Origin of the sequence: Marinobacter antarcticus, assembly GCF_011049865.1 — a bacterium.
GTDB lineage: Bacteria > Pseudomonadota > Gammaproteobacteria > Pseudomonadales > Oleiphilaceae > Marinobacter > Marinobacter antarcticus_A.
Map to the genome: position 1 here is coordinate 35,326 of NZ_DRGY01000077.1, position 22,423 is coordinate 57,748.

Annotated in this window: 19 protein-coding genes; 1 reads left to right on the forward strand and 18 read right to left on the reverse strand. The window is 55.5% G+C overall.

From position 1 onward, the window contains the following. Positions 1-26 precede the first annotated feature (26 nt). The 9 genes from trpA to leuC form a co-directional block, all read right to left on the reverse strand. Positions 27-839, reverse strand: coding sequence for a tryptophan synthase subunit alpha (trpA, locus tag ENI00_RS09780; protein ID WP_304101623.1), 813 nt, complete (start codon positions 837-839; stop codon positions 27-29). Positions 840-858: 19 nt separating this feature from the next. After that, the gene (gene trpB / locus ENI00_RS09785) at positions 859-2,067 is read right to left on the reverse strand and encodes a tryptophan synthase subunit beta (RefSeq protein ID WP_414674242.1); all 1,209 of its coding nucleotides are present in this window, start codon (positions 2,065-2,067) and stop codon (positions 859-861) included. Further along, complete coding sequence (locus ENI00_RS09790) at positions 2,060-2,689, reverse strand: phosphoribosylanthranilate isomerase (RefSeq protein WP_304101624.1); 630 nt, start codon at positions 2,687-2,689, stop codon at positions 2,060-2,062. The genes trpB and ENI00_RS09790 overlap by 8 nt, the downstream gene beginning before the upstream one ends. Beyond that, positions 2,686-3,597 (reverse strand): tRNA pseudouridine(38-40) synthase TruA, encoded by a 912-nt coding sequence (truA, locus tag ENI00_RS09795; protein WP_304101625.1) that lies wholly within the window; start codon positions 3,595-3,597, stop codon positions 2,686-2,688. Before truA ends, ENI00_RS09790 begins: the two co-directional genes overlap by 4 nt. A gap of 107 nt (positions 3,598-3,704) precedes the next feature. Then, positions 3,705-6,734 carry a FimV/HubP family polar landmark protein gene (locus ENI00_RS09800; protein WP_304101626.1) on the reverse strand — a complete coding sequence of 1,010 codons (3,030 nt, stop codon included), beginning with the start codon at positions 6,732-6,734 and terminating at the stop codon, positions 3,705-3,707. Between the two features lie 336 nt (positions 6,735-7,070). Continuing rightward, positions 7,071-8,186 (reverse strand): aspartate-semialdehyde dehydrogenase, encoded by a 1,116-nt coding sequence (gene asd / locus ENI00_RS09805; protein WP_304101627.1) that lies wholly within the window; start codon positions 8,184-8,186, stop codon positions 7,071-7,073. Between the two features lie 111 nt (positions 8,187-8,297). Next, positions 8,298-9,371, reverse strand: coding sequence for a 3-isopropylmalate dehydrogenase (leuB, locus tag ENI00_RS09810; protein WP_304101628.1), 1,074 nt, complete (start codon positions 9,369-9,371; stop codon positions 8,298-8,300). A 53-nt stretch (positions 9,372-9,424) separates the two neighbouring features. Next, on the reverse strand, positions 9,425-10,072 hold the full coding sequence (gene leuD / locus ENI00_RS09815) for a 3-isopropylmalate dehydratase small subunit (protein WP_304101629.1): 648 nt from the start codon (positions 10,070-10,072) through the stop codon (positions 9,425-9,427). 21 nt (positions 10,073-10,093) lie between these two features. Next, positions 10,094-11,512, reverse strand: coding sequence for a 3-isopropylmalate dehydratase large subunit (leuC, locus tag ENI00_RS09820; RefSeq protein ID WP_304101630.1), 1,419 nt, complete (start codon positions 11,510-11,512; stop codon positions 10,094-10,096). 155 nt (positions 11,513-11,667) lie between these two features. Between leuC and ENI00_RS09825 the strand changes: the two genes are divergently transcribed. Continuing rightward, a complete protein-coding gene (locus ENI00_RS09825) occupies positions 11,668-12,570 on the forward strand; it encodes a LysR family transcriptional regulator (RefSeq protein ID WP_304101631.1) in 903 nt (300 codons plus the stop codon). A gap of 12 nt (positions 12,571-12,582) precedes the next feature. On the opposite strand, the gene aroC is transcribed toward ENI00_RS09825, so the two are convergent. From aroC to ENI00_RS09870, 9 genes are all read right to left on the reverse strand, one after another. Beyond that, positions 12,583-13,677, reverse strand: coding sequence for a chorismate synthase (gene aroC, locus ENI00_RS09830; protein WP_304101632.1), 1,095 nt, complete (start codon positions 13,675-13,677; stop codon positions 12,583-12,585). A gap of 37 nt (positions 13,678-13,714) precedes the next feature. Then, positions 13,715-14,617 (reverse strand): 50S ribosomal protein L3 N(5)-glutamine methyltransferase, encoded by a 903-nt coding sequence (gene prmB, locus ENI00_RS09835; RefSeq protein WP_304101633.1) that lies wholly within the window; start codon positions 14,615-14,617, stop codon positions 13,715-13,717. 95 nt (positions 14,618-14,712) lie between these two features. Then, positions 14,713-15,876, reverse strand: a complete 1,164-nt coding sequence (locus ENI00_RS09840) for a patatin-like phospholipase family protein (RefSeq protein WP_304101634.1) — start codon at positions 15,874-15,876, stop codon at positions 14,713-14,715. Between the two features lie 4 nt (positions 15,877-15,880). Then, the gene (locus ENI00_RS09845) at positions 15,881-16,783 is read right to left on the reverse strand and encodes a DUF4892 domain-containing protein (RefSeq protein ID WP_304101635.1); all 903 of its coding nucleotides are present in this window, start codon (positions 16,781-16,783) and stop codon (positions 15,881-15,883) included. Between the two features lie 4 nt (positions 16,784-16,787). Then, positions 16,788-17,741 carry an alpha/beta fold hydrolase gene (locus tag ENI00_RS09850; RefSeq protein ID WP_304101636.1) on the reverse strand — a complete coding sequence of 318 codons (954 nt, stop codon included), beginning with the start codon at positions 17,739-17,741 and terminating at the stop codon, positions 16,788-16,790. Between the two features lie 13 nt (positions 17,742-17,754). Further along, the gene (locus ENI00_RS09855) at positions 17,755-18,105 is read right to left on the reverse strand and encodes a PilZ domain-containing protein (RefSeq protein WP_304101637.1); all 351 of its coding nucleotides are present in this window, start codon (positions 18,103-18,105) and stop codon (positions 17,755-17,757) included. Positions 18,106-18,203: 98 nt separating this feature from the next. Continuing rightward, positions 18,204-19,235, reverse strand: a complete 1,032-nt coding sequence (gene holB / locus ENI00_RS09860; RefSeq protein WP_304101638.1) for a DNA polymerase III subunit delta' — start codon at positions 19,233-19,235, stop codon at positions 18,204-18,206. Beyond that, entirely contained in the window at positions 19,228-21,387 is a 2,160-nt protein-coding gene (locus ENI00_RS09865) for a DUF3488 and transglutaminase-like domain-containing protein (protein ID WP_304101639.1), read from the reverse strand. Before ENI00_RS09865 ends, holB begins: the two co-directional genes overlap by 8 nt. After that, on the reverse strand, positions 21,384-22,418 hold the full coding sequence (locus tag ENI00_RS09870; RefSeq protein WP_304101640.1) for a DUF58 domain-containing protein: 1,035 nt from the start codon (positions 22,416-22,418) through the stop codon (positions 21,384-21,386). Before ENI00_RS09870 ends, ENI00_RS09865 begins: the two co-directional genes overlap by 4 nt. Positions 22,419-22,423 lie beyond the last annotated feature (5 nt).

Consider the following 22,423-nt stretch of genomic DNA (forward strand, 5'->3'; position numbering starts at 1 on the left):
GATTCCGGTCCACCCTCACCTTGCGGTCAGGAAGCCAAGCTGTCGAGTGCTTCACGCATCGGGTTGAGCAGATCCGTCAGCTCCCGTTTCAGCTTTTCGATGTCTGTCTGATTTCTGGCTATTGTATCGACCAGCACACTGCCAACAATTACACCATCGGATACCCGTCCTACGGCGGCGGCTGTTTCTGCGTCGCGTATGCCAAAACCAACACCCACTGGCAGTGCCGTCAACTCATGGATATGTGTCACCTTCTTGGCAACTTCTTCCACGTTTATTCTGGCAGCGCCGGTCACGCCGTTGAATGAAACATAGTACACATATCCGGAAGAGTGATCGGCAATTGCGCGAATTCTTTCATCCGTTGTTGTTGGCGCTATCAGGAAAATCGGATCCAGCCCTCGCGCGGCGAACAAAGGGGCAACGTCGTCGGCTTCCTCAGGTGGCAGATCCACGGTAAGAACCCCGTCCAGGCCAGCGTCTGCGGCGGCGTCTGCAAAGACTTCATAGCCCATGGCCTCAATAGGATTCAGGTACCCCATCAACACCACCGGAGTTGCGTTATCAGTTGCTCTGAACTCTTTCACCATCGCCAGGACGCGGCGCAGCGATGTGCCATGCTTGAGCGCTCGTTCGCAGGCCAACTGAATCACCGGGCCATCGGCCATCGGATCGGAAAACGGCACGCCCAGCTCGATAATATCCACACCGGCGTTAACCATAGTGTGCATCAGGCTCACCGTCACATCAGGATGCGGATCACCGGCTGTAATAAACGGAATAAGTGCCTTGCGGCCCTGTCCTTTGAGGGTTTGAAGAACCCCTTCAATTCGGCTCATGCCTGCTCCTGTCGATTGTTCAAAGTTCAATACCGTCCAGCTGCGCAACGGTATGGATGTCTTTGTCGCCGCGGCCTGAAATGTTGATGACGACCATTTGGTCTTTTTCCATCGTGGCGGCGAGCTTCACGGCGTATGCCACGGCATGGGCCGTTTCCAATGCGGGCATAATGCCCTCAACCAACGTCAGCATGCGGAAAGCTTCCAGCGCCTCATCGTCGGTTACCGATACATAATTCGCTCGTCCGATATCCTTCAACCAGCTGTGTTCGGGCCCTACTCCCGGATAATCCAGGCCGGCACTGATCGAGTGCGTGCTCGCAATCTGACCGTTATCATCTTCCATCAGGTAGGTGCGATTACCGTGCAGCACACCTGGGCGCCCCGCACACAGAGGGGCGGCATGCTGTCCTGTCTCAATACCAAGGCCACCGGCCTCCACGCCATACAGTTGCACGGATTCGTCTGTGAGGAAGGGATAGAACATGCCAATGGCATTAGAACCGCCTCCCACACACGCTACCAGAGCATCCGGCAGTTTGCCGGCTTTTTCCAATGCCTGACGTCGGGTCTCACGCCCGATCACCGATTGGAAATCCCGAACCAGAAGCGGATAAGGATGCGGGCCCGCAACGGTACCGATAATGTAGAACGTTTCATCAACGTAGGTGACCCAGTCACGCATGGCGTCGTTCATTGCGTCTTTAAGGGTGCGGCTTCCGCTTGTGACCGCGTGTACCTGGGCGCCAAGAAGCTTCATACGATACACGTTCAACGATTGGCGTTGAACGTCTTCAGCGCCCATGAAAACGTGGCATTCAAGGCCCAAACGGGCACACACGGTCGCTGTCGCAACACCATGCTGCCCGGCGCCTGTTTCAGCAATAATCCGTTTTTTGCCAAGAAAACTGGCAAGCAACGCCTGGCCGATGGTGTTGTTTATCTTATGGGCGCCGGTGTGGTTGAGGTCTTCGCGCTTTAGCCAGATTTGCGCGCCGCCTGTTTCACGGGTCAGGCGTTCAGCAAAGTACAAAGGGCTGGGTCGACCAACGTAATCGGCGAGATCCTTGTCAAAGGTCGCCTGAAACTCGGGATCCTTTTTAAGCCGAAGGTATTCCCGTTCCAGTGTCACCAGGGAATCCATCAACGTTTCGGAAACAAATCGTCCGCCAAAGGCACCAAAATGCCCTCTCGCATCCGGCAGTGCCGTCAGCATTTCTTCAGTCAGTTTTACAGACACGGTGAACCTCTTTGATAAAGTCAGAAATTTTTTCGATGTCTTTGATGCCTTTGCTTTGTTCAACGCCACCGCTGACATCAACAGCCCAAGGCTTCACCTGTTCCACAGCGCGGAATACGTTATCAGATGACAACCCACCGGCCAATATCAGTGGCAAGGAGCGCTCCTGTGGTATCAGGTCCCAGTTGAACGAATGCCCGGTTCCGCCATATCGCTGGGGATCCCAGGCATCTAACAACAACCCGGCCGCCGCGTGATAGTCGCTGAACGCTCGTTCAACCTGCTCTGCGCTCTGAACCCGGACAGCTTTTATCCAGCGGCGACCAAACTGGCTGCAGAAGTCTGCCGGTTCGTCACCGTGGAATTGAAGCAGGTCGAGCGGGATGCGCTCGAGAACGCCTCTGACCTGCTCCTCGGTCGGGTTCACAAACAGCCCCACAACCGACACAAACGCAGGTACATGCCGAACCAGCCGTTCAGCTTGCTCAACCGTAACGGACCGAGGACTGGGCTCGTAAAACACGAACCCCAACGCATCCGCACCGCATGCGACCGCAGCGTTCACATCCTCAACGCGAGTGAGACCACAAATTTTGACACGGGCTTTCATGGTACCGGTACCGGTTTGTGTTTCAGGTGAATGTGCGTCGGGTATACCGGTCTATTCTCCTCACGGCTGAACCAGGGCCTTAAAAACCCGGGCCCGCATTCCGCCGCAGGGATAGCAAAGCCTTCCGGATACCCGACATCGACCAGATACAAGCCGTGGGGCGGCGCGGTTACTCCAGCAAGCGTGCGATCTCTTGCAAGCAGTATGTCACGAATCCAGGATACTGGCTGCGTTCCGGCTCCAACCGACATGAGCGCCCCCGCAATATTCCGCACCATATGATGCAAAAACGCGTTGGCCTGCACATCAATTACGACGAAATTCCCTTTACGGGTTACCTTTAAATGCTCAAGAAAACGAACCGGGGTTCGAGACTGGCAACCGGCCGCGCGAAACGAGGAAAAATCATGCTCGCCGACAAGCGCCTGCGCCGCGTGATTCATACGTTCTGCATCCAGTTCACGGAATGTCCAGCTTACCTGGCCCCGCTGGATCCCGGGCCTTACCGGGTTGTTGTAGATAACGTATCGATAGCGCCTGTAAATGGCGGAAAAACGCGCGTGGAAATCATCGCGACCGTTACCGGCCCAGTGCACGGAAATATCGAACGGCAACGCCGTATTAATGCCCATAACCCAGGAGCGGAGATTGCGGATAGAAGGCGTTTCAAAATGCGCAACCTGGTAGCTTGCATGCACACGTGAATCCGTGCGGCCGGCACAAACAAGATCTACTGGATGATTAGCCACTTTCGCCACGGCCCTGGCAAGTTCGGCCTCGACCGAGGACACGCCAGACTTTTGTAGCTGCCAGCCGTGATAGCCGCGGCCGTCGTACTCAAAAGCCAGAGCCACTCGCCCGCCACCAATGGCATTATCTGTTGTGAGCTTTTGGGGATAGAGAAACAAATGAAAACCCGAAAAGTGTGCTGCTTAAAAAAACAAAGCGCCAGCTTTGTGCCGGGATAACTCCCGACGGCTGGCGCTTGTTGCCTCTGCAACCTGATTATAACGAATCAGGACAGATTTTTAAGCAAATCCTGAGCTTCCGTTTTCTGCTCGTCATCCCCTTCAAGCGCTACCTCTTCAAGAATATCCCGAGCGCCATCGCTGTCACCCATTTCGATATAGGCTCTTGCCAAATCCAGCTTCGTTGCCGCTTCGTCTGTGCCCGCGAGGAAATCAAAATCATCGTCGTCGTCGCCAAGGTCGTTTTCATCGATATCGGCGATGGGTGATTTAGGCGCGTCATCCCGAACTTCGTCAGAGGCAATAGGCAGTTCATCATCCGTCAGGTCGTCGTCAGAAAGATCGTCAAGATCGTTGTCGGAAAGCGCGTCCTCAAGATCCAGCTCGTCATCAAGGGGCAGCTCGTCGTCGTCATGCCCGGCATTGGTAGAGTCAGCAGAATCCGAAAACTCTTCCATCAGGGCAAGGTCTTCATCGGAAACATCCAGCTCAAGATCATCAAGCGTGGACTCTTCCATCTCAAGGCCGTCAATCTCGTCTTCCTCGTCGGCAACCTTATCCAGTTCCGCATCCAACTCATCAAGGAAAGATTCGTCCAGTGAGTCCACGTCCGTGCCTTCAGTTAACGGCTCCGGTTCTGACGCACCGCCGGAAACCGGGCTAGCTGGCTCTTTGGGATGCGCTGATGAACCCTCCGATGAATCCTCAGAATCATCGAAATCCAGATCCAGAGACGAAAAGTCATTTTCGTCGTCAGGCTCGTCTGCATCGGTATCGGTATCGGTATCGGTATCGGTATCGCCATCGTCGTCGCTTTCGTCTTCATCGCCCGCAAGTGCAAGTCCGGACAGGTCATACTCAATCAAGTCTTCGCTTTCCGGCTCTATCGATTCGAGTTCAGCGTCCTCGGGCTCTGCGCCCGCGGATTCTGAGTCATTCAGATCATCGAGATCAAAATCAGATAGGTCAGAATCGAAATTGCTAAATTCATTTCCGGAATCTTCCACCGTGTTCGGTTCTTCGGCGATTGATCCAGAGCGAAGCTGCGATTCAAGATCGTCAATGCTGGGCATTGACTCCGCTTCCTCTAAACGGGAACGAAGGTCGTTTGCGTCGGCAACCGCCGCGTCGTCGTCCAGCGCCTGAATCTCACCAAACTGCTTCTCGAACGACTCACGATCCTGGTTGTCCGCATAAACTCCAAGCAATTTGAGTCGTAAATCGGTGCGGCTCGGCTCTCGCGAAATAGCGGTTTCCAACGCCTGAGCGGCCTGATCATAACGACCATAAGCAACATAGGCGTCCGCCTCTTCAAGAACATCGCTGGTATCGCTTTGTTCCGCATCTTCTTCGTCAAGGCTCAGATCAAAGGTGTCTTCAGGCCCGGCAGTCTCATTATTGAGCTGTTCATAAAAGGCTTTCTCTTTGCTGGCATTGCGCCGTGCAAGAAGCAAAAGCACCAGCAGCAACAAAATCAAGCCGATCCCCAGGGCAGCTTGGTAAACCACGTTATTGGTAATCGTATCAATTACATTGCCCGGGAAGCCCTTATCGGCCATTGGTTCGGGTTCTGCCGGTTCACTCGGCGAAACCTTCTCCGGAGTCTGGCTCTGAGCTTCTGCCTCCGGTTTGTTCATTGCCGCGTCTGAACCCGCTGCAACCATGGGCTCTGCTGCGGCTGTGTCGCTTTCGGCAGTATCCGGTGCCATGGAATCCGCTTCAGTAGCGCCAGCTTCCGGCGCAGTAGCCGTTTCGGGCTCGCCGTCGGCCCCTGTGGCTTCCATTTGCCCTCCGACCATCGCTGAACCTGTGGCCTGTTCCTGGCCTGGTTCAACATCGGTATCGGGTTCACCGTCGACTGCTGCCGTGTTCTCGGACGACATGCTGTCCTCGTTGGCAACGGCAGGTGCTTGGTCACCGGCACTGTCCGCAGCGCCTTGCTGAATGTCCGCAAGCTGGCTGTTTTTCAGTTCAATCAAACGCTGCAACGTTTGTACCTGATCCTGAAGATCATCAACGCGGGTACTCAGCTCGTCGTTTTCGCGGCGAGCGCTTTCCAGTTCTTCCATCGCAACGGCAGCACCGGCGTCTGCACCACCCGCTAACTGGCCATCTCCGCCGGCAGAACCGCCCTCCGTCTTGCTTCGATCGCCTTTATCATCCGCAACCAGAAGTTTGAGCTCATCACCACCGGCCACCGAATCGCCGGCACCGTTAGACTTCGGTTGCTGGGCGTTGGTGGCATCGACCGTACGTTTAGGCTTTTTGAATTCCTGGTTCTGTTGAGCAACAGCGCGAGTTGCCTCGGCGCGTGTACGTTTGCGAACCTGATCGGCGGAAGGGACACGCAGTACTTCACCGCGTTTCAGCCTGTTGATGTTATTGCCAATGAAGGCGTCCGGGTTCAAATCCTGCAGTGCCAGCATCACTTGCTGAGTAGTCAGGTCGCTATCCGGGCGAACGGTCGCCGCAATAGTCCACAGCGTATCTGAGGAGCCCGTAGGCCCAAACGTATCTGCCCCGTAGCCTGCATTTCTTGATGATTGTGCTCTTGATGATTGCACTCTCGACTGGCGGCGGGCTGATTCAGCGCTGCGGGCCGACGTTGCGGGCTGGGACCGGGCGGAAGGTGCGCTTGAGGGCGCGCGTACCTGCGACGCAACACCGGATTCTTCGGCATACACCGGGGGGTCAACCAACACAGCGTATTCACGCATTAGTCGACCGTTGGGCCAGGTCAGTTCGAGCAAAAAGTTAAGGTACGGCTCCTTTAACGCCTCCTTTGAGGAGACATTCACCATCAGACTGCCGTCGGGGCGCGTTACTACGTCGAAACGAAGTTTGCCAAGAAACGGATTCCGCTGCAGACCAAGCCGCTGATAGGCGCGTTCGGGCGCTATGTTCACGAACACATCACCGGGATCTATTCCCTGGCTTTGTGGCAGAACAATATCTGCATCAATCGGCTCGTTCAGATAGGACTGAAGCTCGATTTCGCCCAAACCAAGGGAGTGAGCAACCCCGGATCCGAGACCTCCAGCCAACGCCAATGCAACGGCAAGCTTGCGTACCTTCATGCTTTTTCCTTTCCAGTCCCCGTTATTCGTGACTGTTTTTTTCAAACAGAATCTGACGAGGTAAGTTGACTTCTGTCTGGATAATTCCGGTTTAGTATGTCGCGTCTACAATTTTCAACTCGGCAAGTATTGTTGATAAAACCTCTTTTATCAATCGATCAGCCGCAAACCTTGTAGCATTTATGTATCAGTTGCGCGGAACTCTTTAGTGTTCCTGAAAATAACAGCTAGTGTCCCTGAAAATAACAGGGGCGGAGCTTGAAATCAGCCTCCGCCCCCCAACCGGCTTGTCGAAACCGGACACAGTTGGCATTAATTGCCTCTGTGTAACATTTTTTAACGTTCCTGCAGAATCCGTAACATGCGGCGCAAGGGCTCAGCAGCCCCCCACAGCAATTGATCACCAACGGTAAACGCAGAAATATACTCTGGCCCCATGGCCAGTTTGCGAATGCGTCCGATCGGCACGCTCAGGGTACCTGTGACCTTCGCAGGGGTAAGCTCATCAATGCTCGCATTACGCTCATTGGGAATAACTTTCACCCAGTCGTTGGCGTTCGCCAGAATGGATTCAATTTCCGCCACTGGAAGATCTTTTTTCAGCTTGATGGTAAGTGCCTGGCTGTGAGAGCGCATGGCGCCAATCCTTACGCACAAACCATCAATCGGAATCGGGTTCTCTGAACGACCCAGAATCTTGTTGGTCTCAACACCCGCTTTCCATTCTTCCTTGCTCATTCCGTTATCGAGCTGTTTGTCGATAAACGGAATAAGGCTTCCTGCCAGAGGCACCTCAAAATGCTCGGTAGGAAAGCCGTCAGAACGCATGGTTTCTGTGACCTTTCGGTCGATATCCAGAATGGCCGACGACGGGTTTGCAAGCTCTTCGCCAACGCTGCGATATAGCCCACCCATCTGGTTGAGCAGCTCACGCATATTCTGGGCACCGGAGCCGGAAGCGGCCTGATACGTCATGGGCGACACCCACTCAATCAGATCCCGTTCCAGCAACCCGCCAAGCGCGAGCATCATGAGGCTGACTGTGCAGTTACCACCAATGTAATCCTTCACACCGTCGTTCAGCGCAGCGTCAATCACGTTGCGATTCACCGGATCAAGCACAATCACGGAGTGATCGACCATTCGCAGCGTCGATGCCGCATCAATCCAGTAGCCTTTCCAGCCGGCATCGCGCAGTTTTTGATAAACCGCACCCGTGTAGTCGCCGCCCTGACACGTCAGCACAACGTCCAAAGATTTGAGGGTTTCGATATCGAACGCGTCTTGCAGCGGCGGCACATTGTCCTTACCGACATCCGGTGCTGGCTGACCCGTTTGGGAAGTGGAGAAAAATACCGGATCGATATCAGCAAAATCGTTTTCTTCGCGCATGCGTTGCATGAGGACAGAGCCCACCATACCGCGCCAACCTATAAGTCCAACTCGCTTCATATGCGACCTTTGAACCTCAATTTATGCCCACCCTCAACCTTTATCGCTGGCAGGGACAGGAAGAATGATCCCGCAGCAACCGCATCGTGTTGCTGTCGGGGGAGGATAAAATTACAGAGCAGCCAGTACCGCATCACCCATTTCACGGGTGGAAACCCGGGTGCCGCCTTCTGACATAATGTCAGCCGTGCGCAACCCTTGATCCAGCACCTTATTCACCGCCGCTTCAATGGCAGCAGCAGCCTGTTCTTCGTCAAGACTGTATCGCAACATCATTGCCGCGCTGATGATGGTCGCAAGCGGATTGGCGATGCCCTTACCAGCAATATCCGGCGCTGACCCGTGGCAAGGCTCATACATGCCCTGCTTGTCAGAGTTCATAGACGCGGATGGCAGCATGCCAATGGAGCCGGTAAGCATGGCTGCTTCGTCGGACAGAATATCACCAAACATGTTACCAGTCACAATCACGTCAAACTGCTTGGGTGCGCGAACCAGTTGCATCGCGGCATTATCGACGTACATGTGAGAGAGCTCTACGTCGGGATATTCCCGCTGCAAATCGGTCATGATTTCACGCCACAGCACGGTAACTTCAAGCACATTGGCCTTGTCTACCGAGCACAGTTTTTTGCCGCGCTGCTGCGCGGCTTCGAACGCAACCCGGCCAATGCGGCGGATTTCAGATTCGGTGTAAGCGTAAGTGTTGTAGCCCTGGCGTTCGCCATTTTCCAGTTCACGCACACCCCGTGGCTGGCCAAAATAAATGCCGCCGGTCAATTCACGGACGATCAGAATATCCAGGCCCGACACCACCTCAGGCTTGAGGGACGATGCCGATGCCAGTTGCGGATAAAGAATAGCCGGGCGCAGGTTTGCGAACAGTTCCAGCTTCGAGCGCAGGCCCAGCAAACCCTTTTCGGGGCGGCGCGCCATAGGCAAGCCGTCCCATTTGGGGCCACCGACCGCGCCGAGCAAGATGGCGTCGGCCTTACCGGCTTTCTCCAGAGTATCGTCGGGCAGCGGGCTGTCTGTTTCATCCAGTGCAGCCCCACCGACAAGACCGGTTTCGAAGCTGAGCTTCAGATCAAACTTTTCATTGATGGCGTGCAGGACTTTCTCGGCCTCTGCGACAATTTCCGGGCCAATGCCGTCACCCGGCAGAAGAAGTACAGTTCTTGACATGATGAGTTTCCAAAACTTTGATTTTCAATAAGATGGCGCATGAGCGCGCCGTTCTATTGGCCTGCGTCAAACAACCAGGGTGCGGTCTGCCGCCGCTGGTCTTCGTAGATTTTGATGACTCCGGCATCTTCCAGAGTGACACCAATATCATCGAGACCGTTGAGCAGGCAGTGGCGACGGAAGTCATCCACTTCGAACCCGAAAGAGTCACCAGACGGCGTCACCACGGTTTGTGCATCCAGATCTACCGTTAGCTCATAAGCTTCCGACGCTTCGGCATCCTGAAATAATTGGTCAACAATTTTCTCTTCCAGAACAATCGGTAACAGGCCATTTTTAAAGCAGTTATTGTAAAATATATCTGCAAAGCTCGGAGCGATAATAACCCGGAAACCGTAATCATCAAGTGCCCAGGGTGCATGTTCACGGCTGGAGCCACATCCGAAATTGCGGCGGGCCAACAGCACACTGGCGTTTTTATAACGGGGCTGATTAAGTACAAAATCCGGATTCAGCGGGCGCTGCGAGCTGTCTTCATCCGGTTTGCCTTCATCCAGATAGCGCAGTTCATCAAACAGGTTCGGGCCAAAACCCGTGCGCTTGATGGATTTCAGAAACTGCTTGGGGATAATCATGTCCGTATCCACATTGGCACGGTCCATGGGGGCTACAAGGCCCTGGTGTTGTGTAAGTGCGCGCATGGTTCAGTTCTCTCCTGTGGCTCAGTTCAGCAGTTCGCGAACGTCAACGAAATGACCGGCGATAGCCGCAGCGGCCGCCATAGTGGGGCTCACCAGGTGGGTACGCCCACCGAAACCCTGCCGCCCTTCAAAGTTGCGATTGGACGTAGAAGCGCAGTGTTCGCCCTGCCCGAGCTTGTCCGCGTTCATGGCCAGACACATGGAACAGCCGGGATCGCGCCACTCAAGGCCAGCTTCAATAAAGATCCGATCCAGGCCCTCTGCCTCAGCCTGCGCTTTCACCAGACCGGAACCCGGCACTACCATTGCCTGTTTAAGGCTACCAGCTACTTTGCGACCCTTGACGACAATCGCCGCTTCCCTCAAATCTTCAATACGGCTGTTGGTGCAAGAGCCGATAAACACCCTGTCCAGCTTGATATCGGTGATCGCCTGGTTGGCTTGCAACCCCATGTATTTCAGTGCCCGCTCAATGCCTTCGCGCTTGATCGGATCTTCTTCTTTCGCCGGATCCGGCACGTTGCCGGTCACATCGGCCACCATTTCCGGCGACGTTCCCCAGCTTACCTGAGGCATAATATTGGCCCCGTCGAGCTCAACCACCTTGTCAAACGTTGCATCCAAATCGCTGTGCAGCGTGCGCCAGTGTTTAACGGCGGCGTCCCAGGTTCCACCCTTGGGCGAAAACGGCCGATCTTTCACATAATCGATAGTGGTACCGTCGACGGCCACCATGCCAACCCGCGCACCTGCTTCGATCGCCATGTTACAGATGGTCATTCGGCCTTCCATGCTCAGGTTCTGAATAACCGGACCGCCAAACTCAATCGCATGACCGGTTCCACCGGCCGTACCGATCTTGCCGATAATCGCCAGCACAACGTCTTTGCCGGTGACGCCCTTGCCAAGTTCGCCGTTTACTTTGACCAGCATGTTCTTCATTTTTTGCTGCACCAGACACTGGGTGGCCAGCACATGTTCAACCTCCGATGTGCCTATACCGTGGGCGAGGCATCCGAACGCGCCGTGGGTTGATGTGTGGGAATCACCGCAGACAATGGTCATACCCGGCAGTGTGGCGCCCTGTTCAGGCCCGATAACATGCACTATGCCCTGGCGCAGATCCTTGATCTTGAATTCAAGTATTCCGAACTCATCACAATTTTTGTCGAGCGTTTCTACCTGAATGCGGGAAACCGGATCTACGATACCGTCAATGCCTTTTGCGCGATCCGTCGTCGGTACGTTGTGGTCTGGCGTGGCCAGATTGGCATCGATGCGCCAAGGCTTACGCTTTGCAAGGCGCAGTCCCTCAAAAGCCTGGGGAGACGTTACTTCGTGCAGTAAATGGCGATCAATGTAAATCAGTGCAGAACCGTCGTCCCGCTGTTTGACCAGATGGTCGTTCCACAACTTGTCGTATAAAGTCTTACCCGCCATGTTTCTCTCTCCCTCTGTGGAGGTGCCGTTTTTTAAGCTATTTATCCATGATACCGCTCGCCTGAAGATAACTGCAATTCATGTTTTTCATTCATCGCATTCCATTCGGTTATGCGATAATCTTTTCGCGCCCAAGCCAATCAGGTAGACAGATCGTGGACTCGAACGCCCTTAAAGCTTTTCTTAGTATCGTTGATCAAGGTTCATTTTCGGAGGCCGCAGAGCAACTGCACCTGTCCCAGCCGGCGATCAGTAAACGCCTCGCTGCCCTTGAGAACCAGCTCGGCACAACGTTGGTTGATCGCAGCCACCGGCAAATGCGCGTAACCGACTCGGGCGCCAGGCTACTTCCCCACGCCCGCAAGATACTCGATGAAATCCACAACGCCCGCGTTGCGCTGTCGCCGGACTCGGCCTTGATCGAAGGCGAATTACAGATTATTGCCAGCCACCACATAGGCCTTCATCACCTGCCCAACTGGCTGCGCCGGTTCAAGCGGGAATACCCGCAGGTAGCCATCAACCTGCAATTTATGGAATCCGATGCGGCTTATGAGCAGATGCACAAACGCAACGCCGAACTGGCCTTTGTCACCCTGAGCGACAGCATGGCTCCGAGCTTTAGCGTATTCGCCCATTGGTCAGACCCGATGGTTTTTGTTGCGGGGGCAGATCATCCGCTGGCCCGCCTCGAGAAGCCGAATCTGTCTGACCTGGCAAACCACCCGGCCTTGCTGCCCGACACCTCAACTTCCACGTATCGCATGGTCAGTCGCCTGTTTCTGGAAGAAAACCTGATTCTGCACCCGCAAATGCCAACCAATTATCTGGAGACCTTGAAAGTCATGACCGGCGTTGGCCTGGGTTGGAGCGTGCTACCGCTGCGCATGGTTGACGGAAGCTTGAAAGTACTCGACGGTGTTTTGGCGCAAGGTATGCCTGTCGGGAACCGGGTTACCCGGGCACTTGGTGCTATAGGGCTGGCCGGCAGGCAGCCAGGCAACGCCGCAAAGGCGCTCCTGGCGATTGTTCAGGAAGAAGAAGGAGGTTCAGAGTGAGTTCTGGCTGGATTAAAGCTGCCCGATATCCGGCGTTGAAACCGTAACATCGCCGTTCTGGCCACGATGGCGCAAATAATGGTCCATCAACACAATCGCCATCATAGCCTCCGCAATCGGCGTTGCCCGGATACCCACACAGGGATCATGCCGACCCGTGGTGATAACCTCCACCGGATTGCCCTTTACATCAATGCTGCGGCCCGGCAAGCGCAGGCTGGAAGTGGGCTTCAATGCAATGCTCGCCAAAATCGGCTGGCCCGACGAAATGCCCCCCAGAACGCCACCTGCGTGGTTAGACAGAAAACCTTCCGGTGTCATCTCATCCCGATGCGCCGTACCCTTTTGGGCGATGCAACCGAAGCCGGCACCAATCTCCACCCCCTTAACCGCGTTGATACTCATCAACCCGTGGGCCAGATCCGCATCCAGACGATCAAAAACCGGCTCACCCAGCCCCGGCGGAACGCCTTCTGCCACCACGTTGATTCTGGCGCCAATCGAGTCGCCTTCTTTACGAAGGGCCTCCATGTAAGCCTCCATTTCTGGCACCTTGGCGGCGTCGGGACAGAAAAACGGATTCTGATGCACCTGATCCCAGTCCAACGTCTCCGCACGAATCGGTCCAAGCTCAGACAAATACCCACGAATACGAATGCCCAGACGCTGCTGCAGAAACTTCCGGGCGACGGCGCCAGCCGCTACCCGCATTGCGGTCTCGCGAGCCGAGGAACGGCCGCCGCCCCGATAATCCCGCACGCCGTATTTGTGCATGTAGGTGTAATCGGCGTGCGCCGGGCGGAACTGCTCGGAAATTTTGGAGTAGTCCTTGGAGCGCTGATCGGTATTTTCGATCATCAGCCCAATGGGCGTGCCGGTGGTTTTGCCTTCGAACACGCCTGAGAGAATGCGAACTTCATCGGCCTCACGACGCTGCGTGGTATACCGCGACGTGCCCGGCTTGCGGCGATCCAGATCCGCTTGCATGTCCGCTTCACAAAGCTCAAGACCCGGCGGGCACCCATCAATAATGCAGCCTAACGCTGCTCCATGGCTCTCACCGAAGGTGGTAACGGTGAACAATTTTCCAAATGTGTTTCCTGACATAATTCAATATCTTGTTAAGGTATTATTAGAAAGTGGTTTAATGTCTGCTCTGCCACTGACGAAGATCCTGCTCGGAAATTGCAAAGACACCGTCGCCGCCGTTGCTGAATTCCAGCCAGGTCATGGGCAAGTCCGGGTAAGCCTCATCCAGAGCCACCCAGCTATTGCCCACTTCAACCACAAGCAAACCCTTCGGCGAAAGATGCTCTGCGGCGCCGGCAATTATCCGATGCGCAATATCAAGACCGTCATTACCGGCCGCCAGGCCAAGCGCTGGTTCATGGTGGAATTCCCGGGGCATATCTGACAGATCTTCCGCATCAACGTAGGGCGGATTACTGACGATAATATCGTACCGCCCGATGATGTTTTCGAACACATCCGATTGTACCGTGCGAACTCGGTCGCGGAGCTCGTGGAGCTCGATATTCGATTCAGCAACCGCCAGCGCCTCCGGTGATATATCGGAAAGATCCACGCGGGCGTCTTCAAAAACAGACGCGGCACCTATGCCAATACAGCCGCTGCCCGTGCACAGATCAAGAATCCTCTCAACCGGCTTGTCTCCGAGCCAGGGTTGAAATCCGTTTTCGATAAGCTCGCCTATCGGTGAGCGCGGCACCAGCACACGCTCGTCAATGTGAAACGGCATGCCCATAAACCAGGCTTCCCCAAGAAGGTAGGCCAGAGGCACACGCTCATTAATACGGCGCCCCACACGTTCAAGTATAAGCACACGCTCGTCGCGAGTAAGCCGCGCATCCAGAAACTGAGTATTATTTTCCAGCGGGAGATGCAGGCTTCGCATCACCAGGTGAACGGCCTCATCCCATACGTTGTCCGTGCCATGACCAAAGAATATCTCGGAGGCCGCGAACTGCGACGCCGCATAGCGAAGGTAATCGCGAATGGTTAGAAGATCATCAATCGGGCTGGTCACAAACGCGGCTTCCTGTCATGTCGGGGTAAGCGGTTAATTATACGCTGTTTCAGGGTATTTCTGCAGCCACGTGGCGAACCTGGGGCTATGTCAGCTCAAATTGCCAGAGGACCGGAACTGTTCCGGTTTTCTTCAAAACGATCCAGAGCGGCGGCCATACGTTCACGCCCTAGCTGAATAAGCTCAGGGGCCTTGTGGTAGTCGTAGCTCCGAGAGGCGTTCTTGGGAATATTCACCAGCAGATCCGGGGGGTAGCCGGCAATCTTGTACTGAACCAGAGCACTCTGCATGGTTTCGATGGTCAGGTTCATCACATCGAATTTACCGATACCCAGCTTGTCCCAATTAATCGTTTCGTGATCTTCCTGATGGTTTTTATCGCTGTGCTTGTAACGCTCTTTTTTCTGCACTTCTTTCGAAATCTTGTCTTCGGGTGTGTTTTCCGTGTCTGGTTTTCCGGCCCCCAGGGATTTTAGCGTGTCCCAGTCAAACCAACGGGAGGCTTTATCGCGGAACGTATCCATCCACTCATCGGTCTCACCGCTGTTGACCTCATCCTGATCGTGGCGGAACGCGGCATCCGGTATTCTCTGGCGCCGGTCGTCCTCGCCGCTGAGGTTCACGGCGACCACGATATCCGCGTGGGCTGAAATGGTCGGAACGATGGGCAGTGGGTTCAGCAAGGCGCCGTCTACCAGAACACGGCCGTTTAACACCAGCGGCGTTACAACACTCGGAATAGCAACGGAGGCGCGGATGGCCCGGTCGAGCGGGCCTTCCTGAAACCAGATTTCCTTGTGTGCCAGCAAGTCCGTGGCAACAGCCGTGTAGGACAACGGCAGATTCTCGATACGAGTATCACCCAGCATTTCGCGAACCACAGAAAAGATCTTTTCACCCCGGATTGCACCGACTGAATTGAAGGTCAGGTCCAGCAACTTGAGCACATCAAACTGACCCAGGCCGGTTACCCAGTCTTTGTAATCCTGCATTTTACCGGCCGCGTACATGCCCCCCACCAGCGCGCCCATCGAGCAGCCGGAAATGGCGATAATGTCGTAACCGCGCTCGGCCAGGATCTCGATGGCACCGATGTGGGCGTAACCGCGGGCGCCACCGCTGCCCAGAGTGAGAGCAACGGTTGGCCGCCTGCGCTTGAGACCCTGATCGTCAGCGCTGGCGTTAGCCTTCGGGCTGGATACATCGGAGCTGTCCAGAACTTTGGACACATTATTTTGCGGCACATTATTTTGCGACACTCGGCTACCTCGTTATAACCATTACTTCAACCCGGTCGCCTTGTCGGGCCGGATCGGGAACAACCACAGATGGCCCCACGATCAACAATTCCTGCTGCTGTTTGGAAACACCGGTTTTGACCAACACCTCGGAAAGCGACTCAACCGCCTGCCCGGCGCGACCCATCGCATCGCTGAGTGACTCATCCGCACCCAGCCCTGAGTAACCCACAAGAACAACCGTGGCGCCCTCAGCCCGGGCCAGATCATTAATCTTCCGCCGATCCGAGGCCTGCCAATCAAAACGGTAGGTTACGCCGCCCTGCCAGGGCACCACAACGGGCCCGAAAATCCTGTTGTTCAGCGTACCCAAGCCTGGAATCGTTGCACCTGCCGCTACCTGCAAATGCTCAATCCAGACATACTCTCTCAGGTTTCCGCGGGTTACGGTGTATATCGAGGTCAACCAGCGGCTACCGTCGTCTGCAACCAGGCCGGCCACCAGATAATCCTGGGTACCATCACGCCCGTACAGAACCTGCTGATTGAAAATCTGGTTGGCCCAGACGTTGCTGCGCCCGCAGCGAATGCCTGAGCACTCGAATAAAATTTTGGCGCCACGATCCCGCAGTAATCCCAGATAGTGTTCTCGAGCTTCCCGGCGATTGGCATCCTGGGATATCTGGTAAAGCCGCCCTTCTCCGCTCACCGGCAGACGGGACATGGTTTCCGAACGAATTTCGTTGTTAACCTCACGAACCGGGCTGAAAAGCACGAGATGCCCCAAAGATTTAATCGGGGCCGTCACTTCCAGCGTTGACTGCGCAAAGGCTTCCGGAAACTCTCCGGGAAGCGCCGCACTGGCGTAGCCGGAACCTGCCGATAATAACGCCGCACATAAAAAACGAAAAACAACAAACTTTGGCAAGATATTACTCATTCTCAAGGAAATGTTTGATCGCGTCTGTGACCGGGCGGGTATCGCCATCCAGATGACAGTGGTGTCCACCGGGCACGTCAATTATCTGCACATTTGGCAACGCATCGGCACGGTTATCGAGCCCTTTGCGACTGGCAAGCAGCCCTTCTTTGGCCCGCAGGAATAGAGTCGGAGCCTCAATTGCCTCCAGAGAAGCAACAACTTGCTCTTCGGTCATCATTAACGGAGACGGGTGCCGCAAACGGGAATCTGTGCGCCAGCTGTAGCCGTTACCCTCTGGCCTCAGATTGCGCGGGATCAGCATCAACGCCGCTTCATGGCTGAGCGGGCTGATTCCGCCCTCGCGAACTTTGGCCGCCGAGACCACATCGGGATAGATGGCAGAGCGGCCAGAACCGGCGAGGCGCTTTTTAACAGACTTGCGCAACTGCACAATGGTTTCGCTAACCGGGCGACTAAGCGCGCCGAGGCTGTCGATCATCACGAGTTTTCGCACCCTTTCAGGGAACGCAGCGGCGTAAAGTGAACCAATAATGCCCCCCAAAGAATGGCCCACAATATCAATCTTGCCGTCGTGCCCGTCCTGTTCCGGTCCACATAGGTGTTTTTCTATCAGCTCGGCAACATCCGCCACGTAATCCATCAACTGATAACTCTGCCCGGGCGGACGGTGCCCTGAATGCCCGTGGCCGGCCATATCTACTGCGTGCACAGACGACAACGTTGCCAGTTCCGGCGCAAGCTTGGTGAATGTAAGACTGTTATCCAGCCAGCCATGCAGCATTATGATGGCAGGGCCCGTTGCCCGTGAGGCATTTTCAGCGGGCCAGTCAAGACCAGCCAGAGTGATATGCTGAAGAGGCCACTCGGCTTCGCAAGCGTCGGCGTGTGATTCGCGGACGTTTGAGGATGCTGCAATGTTTGAGGGTGCGACAGTGTCAGTCATGAGTGAACGCACCTCACATCGTATGCGTTGGGCGATCAGAGCTCAGAGAACCGGCAAGATAAGACTCGATTTTGGTTCTGGCACTTTCATCTTCACCGTTGAATTGTACGCCTATACCGGCCGCGCGGTTGCCCTGAGCACCCTTGGGCGTGATCCAGATAACCTTACCCGCTACGGGTATTTTCTCTGGTTCGTCCATAAGGTTCAGCAGCAGAAAAACCTCATCGCCAAGCCGGTACTGCTTCTGGGTGGGTATGAACAGACCACCCTGGCGGATGTACGGCATGTAAGCGGCGTACAAAACCGCTTTGTCTTTGATCGTCAGGGTAAGAATGCCGCTGCGTGCACCAAATCCGGGCCCCATATCTGACACCTTTTTAAAAATGATGAGTGTTAGTCAATAAAGGGAGAAAAATCCCTGATAATTCGAAATCATAGCAGTTGTTCTGAACAAAAGCGCACTTAGGATGCACGGCGCTTCACCGGCATCAAATCGCGCCAGGCAATCAGCAGTCGGCTGGCTTCCAGTTCGGGGTTAACGTTGTAAACACCTGCAGCCCGGGCCTCTCGAACCCTGTCGAGCAACTCATGGGCGCGCCACGCCGGATTTATACCGGCCAGAAAACCGAGCATTTCGCCCGCTTCCTGATCGTTCGCGTTACCTCCGGCACACAGCCTCGCCAAATCGGCTGCCCAGCCTTCAAACAACCAGAGCATATCGTCCAATCCAAGCGCCTTGAACGCCTTGGCAGCCTCCGCCACCGCAACCTGGCCCTTCATGAATTGGCGAAACTTCTCGAAGGCCTCGTCCCGCAGCGCCGGGAAATCCCCCATCGCATACTCAAGCGCCAGCCGTGGAAAATTACCTGCCAACATCAGCGACTTGGCCATCTGCTCTGCAGAGGGGCGCTTTTCACTCTCCTGCTCGGCTACTTTGGCCGCAAGCCATCGCCCTGCCTGATCCGCAGAAGGCACAGATAAGGACAACACCTGACATCGCGACCGAATGGTCGGTAATACCGGGCGACCACTTTCCTGTAACAGCAGAAGCACAAAGTCCGATACCGGTTCTTCAAGGGTTTTGAGAAGCGCATTGGCTGAGTTGATGTTGAGCTGGTCGGCCCGGTCGATGATGGCAATCTTGCGCGCAGCGACCTGGGGCGACGACACCGCAAAAGCCGAAAGCGATCGTATCTGATCAATCTTTATCATTCGGGACTTTTCGGGCGCAACCACCCGCACATCCGGATGGCTCGCTGCAGCAAACAACTGACACTGGCGACACTGGCCACAGGCAACGGGTTCATCAGCGCTCTTGCCATTGGGATTGGCGCACAGCAGCAGACCGGCAACGGCATCCGCCCAGGCCCTTTTGCCAACGCCACATTCCCCGGTCAACAACAACGCATGGGGAAGCCGGCCTTCGGAAAAACGCTTCTGGGCAATCTGCCAGGCGTTCTTGAGCCAAGGCATTTCAAGGGCAATATCAGTCACGGTGTTTTCCTGAGTGAGGCTTTGGCCGGAGCATTGCAGGCCGGAGCATTGCCGGCCAGAACATGATGGTCCGGATTTTACCGGCTCTGCGGAGCTGCCGCTTCATGGTGGCCAGCAACCGACGCAATCGCTTCAGATCGTCGTTATCGTCACGGGCGGATTGCGGCCTATAGTAATGGCTGTTGATCATCTGGGCAAAAAGCCTGGCACAATCGGCGGTAACAGGCTCTGCAACGGCTAGCCGTGCCGCGAGTGCGGCTGGGGTTTCGCCGCTTCTGACCGGCACACCGGCCCGGCCACATACGTTGTGCCACGCCTCTAACACCTTCCCATGGCCATCTCGCCGCACGCCCCCGCGTGCCTGCAGCGCGGATATCAGACCGGCGATCAGAAGGCCCACGCCAATAATACCCGCCGTGAGATAGCCCAGTTCCCGCATGCCAAATCCGCCGGATAGGCGGGACATCAAATTCAGCTGGCTTTGGCCCTGGTAGCCAACAATCCAACGCTGCCATTGATAGTTAACGCGATCAAGCTGGAGGCTTGCCCATTGAATGATGGCAACATCACCGTATCGCTGGGCAGACATCCAGTTATTTTCAAGAAATGAACCTTCGTCGGCCACGGCGTCCCGCAAACCCGATTCAATCCTGTCGGGGGCAATGGCCGCTGTGGGATCAATACGAATCCAGCCCTGCCCTTCTATCCAGGCCTCAACCCACGCGTGAGCGTCGTACTGACGGACAATAAGGTATTCGCCGCCTGCGCCACTTTCGCCGCCCTGATACCCAACCACAATCCGCGCGGGGATGCCCGCCGAGCGCAACACAAAGGTCGTCGCCCCGGCGTAATGAGCACAAAATCCGCGTTTTTCGTCGAAAAGCAAGCTGTCGATACCGTTATCCGGCATTTTTGGTGGGCGCAATGTGTAATAGTAGGGTTGTTCCCGAAACCGAGTCAGCAAAGCGCGGACCACGCCCATATCATCCGACTTGCGCCGAAGCTCCTCCGCGAGGTCTCTGGCTCTGGGGTTTCCCGCCGCCGGAAGTTGCAGATAACGCCTGGCATCCTCTGCCTTGAGTGCTGCAGGTGGAATGCGCTGAGCCGTATCTTCACGGGCAAGTCGGTAACGCACGGCGCTATCGGCCGGTCGGCGGAAGCGAAACACATCGTCCGATTCTTCGATAACGTTGCTCGATGCCGCCTCCGAACCTTTGAGCGCAAAGGCCCAACGCTGATCGGTGGGTTCCATCAGCACGTCGTATTCGCGGGGTGCCAACTCGCCAACGCCTCCATCCACGTCAACGCGCCCAGGCGCTCGATCGGGCTCATAGCCTCTTTCGTAGCCACTTTCGTAGCCACTCTGGCGCCAGGTTCCATCATCGAGGGTGTCCAGAATCAGGCCGCGCCAATACCTGTCCCGATAGTCCGGCATCGCACCGCCAAACGTCACGCGGAAGGCCCTCTCACTGCTTTGCGCCAAGCTGGATATATCCCCGGGCCGCATGGTTTCGCTGATCCCGGTACGCGCCTCACCGGATACCAGCGGCACACTCCATAACGGCGCCATGCGCGGGAAAAATACAAAGAGCAGCACTACCATGGGCAACACTTTCAGCAACATGATGCCCAACCTGCGCCAACCCGCCTTCATTCCCCCGGGCAATTCCGGTGCATTGAGCACCTGCAGCCCGATGAACAGTAAAGCGATCGCCCCGATGTTCATCAATGCCCAGTGAATCTCCTGATGAAACAGAAAGTTCACGGTGGCCAAATACACCAAAATATAAAACAGCACGTAAAAGTCGCGCACCGTGCGAGTTTCAAGCCACTTCAGGCCAACCGCCAGCACAAAGAACGAGGCAGCCGTATCAACGGTAAAGCTCCCTTGCACCCGAATAAGATAAACGGCAACCAAACCGAGCATAATGCCGGTGCGCAGCCAGCGACCCGGCAAACGAACATGGCCCTGCTGAGCCAGCCATCGCCAGCTTGCCAGCGAAATACACACAACGATCAGCCATATGGGAAGGCGATCAAGCTGAGGCGTGAGAAGCAACGCAAAGCTTGCGATCAACCAAAGCAACGCCAGCGACGGCAGGCTGTCGGCTTGTTTGTCGGGCTCACTCGCAGTACGGCGCCAAAACGTCACAATCCGGCTCCGGCTTTTGCTGCTGCCTTTGTGGAATCCACATTACGGCGTGTGCCGTGAGGCTCTGCCAACGCGCCCCTCGGCTTTTCCTCACCCCACATTGCCAAAGACCTCAAACAGCGAGTTGCGTGAGCCTGGCCGCTATCGGGTTCTATGACTTGCCCGGGCAAATTCAGGCCAAACCTTGCGCCACTCTTGCCGCGCTCAATAACGAGCCACGACAGATAACTGAACCGTAACTCATGGTCAGTTCCGGGAAAGGCGTTAAAGTCCAACCACTGCGGGCTTCCCTTATCGGCTTCCCATTGCGCGACCACCATCTGACCACTGCGGGCATAACGCTTCCACATCACCCGCTGGCTCATATCACCGTCGCGCCACGGCCTTAGCTCTGCGTGATCGTTGCCTTGTACAGAGCAAGAGCTGGCCGCTTCTTCGCCGTTCACCAGCGTGCTGATTACGTCGGGCGCTACAATGGGTCGGGGAAACACCACACCGGCAGAAACCGGTCTCATCCAAGACCAGGCTTTCAGCAAACCGAAGGGAAAACGGGTTTCAATCCTGATACGATCCGGCTGCAGATAACCTCTGAACGCGGACGGCACCGGCACATTAACATCCATTGACTGGCCAGACGGCACATGGCCTAACCGCACCGAAAAATCGTCGGCGCTGAGTATGAGGGCTATGGCTTCGTCTTTGCCGGCAGTGGCTCGCAGCCGAAAAAGAATGTCATCGCCGGCAAACCCCTCACCTGCCAGAACCAGCGTAAGCTCAAGACCGGAAAGGTTCCGGTGAGTCTGGTGCATAGCGCCCACGAACACAGCGCCAAGCAGAAATGTGACCAGATAAATCAGACTGTTCTGGTAGTTGATACCGGTAATCAGCATGATCAGCAAAAGCATCCCGAACATCACGCCGGCTGTCGTTGGCAAAATGAACAGGTTTCTCTGGGTGAGTAACTGAACGTCAGACCGCGGAATTCGACGGTTGATCCAACGTTGCAAACGGCTTCGGATTAGTCTGCTCATTTTGC

Excerpts from the sequence above, each read along its gene's own strand:
- trpA (WP_304101623.1), bottom strand. The coding sequence starts at position 839 with ATGAGCCGAATTGAAGGGGTTCTTCAAACCCTCAAAGGACAGGGCCGC.
- ENI00_RS09790 (WP_304101624.1), bottom strand. The coding sequence starts at position 2,689 with ATGAAAGCCCGTGTCAAAATTTGTGGTCTCACTCGCGTTGAGGATGTG.
- ENI00_RS09800 (WP_304101626.1), bottom strand. The coding sequence starts at position 6,734 with ATGAAGGTACGCAAGCTTGCCGTTGCATTGGCGTTGGCTGGAGGTCTC.
- asd (WP_304101627.1), bottom strand. The coding sequence starts at position 8,186 with ATGAAGCGAGTTGGACTTATAGGTTGGCGCGGTATGGTGGGCTCTGTC.
- leuB (WP_304101628.1), bottom strand. The coding sequence starts at position 9,371 with ATGTCAAGAACTGTACTTCTTCTGCCGGGTGACGGCATTGGCCCGGAA.
- leuD (WP_304101629.1), bottom strand. The coding sequence starts at position 10,072 with ATGCGCGCACTTACACAACACCAGGGCCTTGTAGCCCCCATGGACCGT.
- leuC (WP_304101630.1), bottom strand. The coding sequence starts at position 11,512 with ATGGCGGGTAAGACTTTATACGACAAGTTGTGGAACGACCATCTGGTC.
- aroC (WP_304101632.1), bottom strand. The coding sequence starts at position 13,677 with ATGTCAGGAAACACATTTGGAAAATTGTTCACCGTTACCACCTTCGGT.
- ENI00_RS09850 (WP_304101636.1), bottom strand. The coding sequence starts at position 17,741 with ATGACTGACACTGTCGCACCCTCAAACATTGCAGCATCCTCAAACGTC.
- ENI00_RS09855 (WP_304101637.1), bottom strand. The coding sequence starts at position 18,105 with ATGGGGCCCGGATTTGGTGCACGCAGCGGCATTCTTACCCTGACGATC.
- ENI00_RS09870 (WP_304101640.1), bottom strand. The coding sequence starts at position 22,418 with ATGAGCAGACTAATCCGAAGCCGTTTGCAACGTTGGATCAACCGTCGA.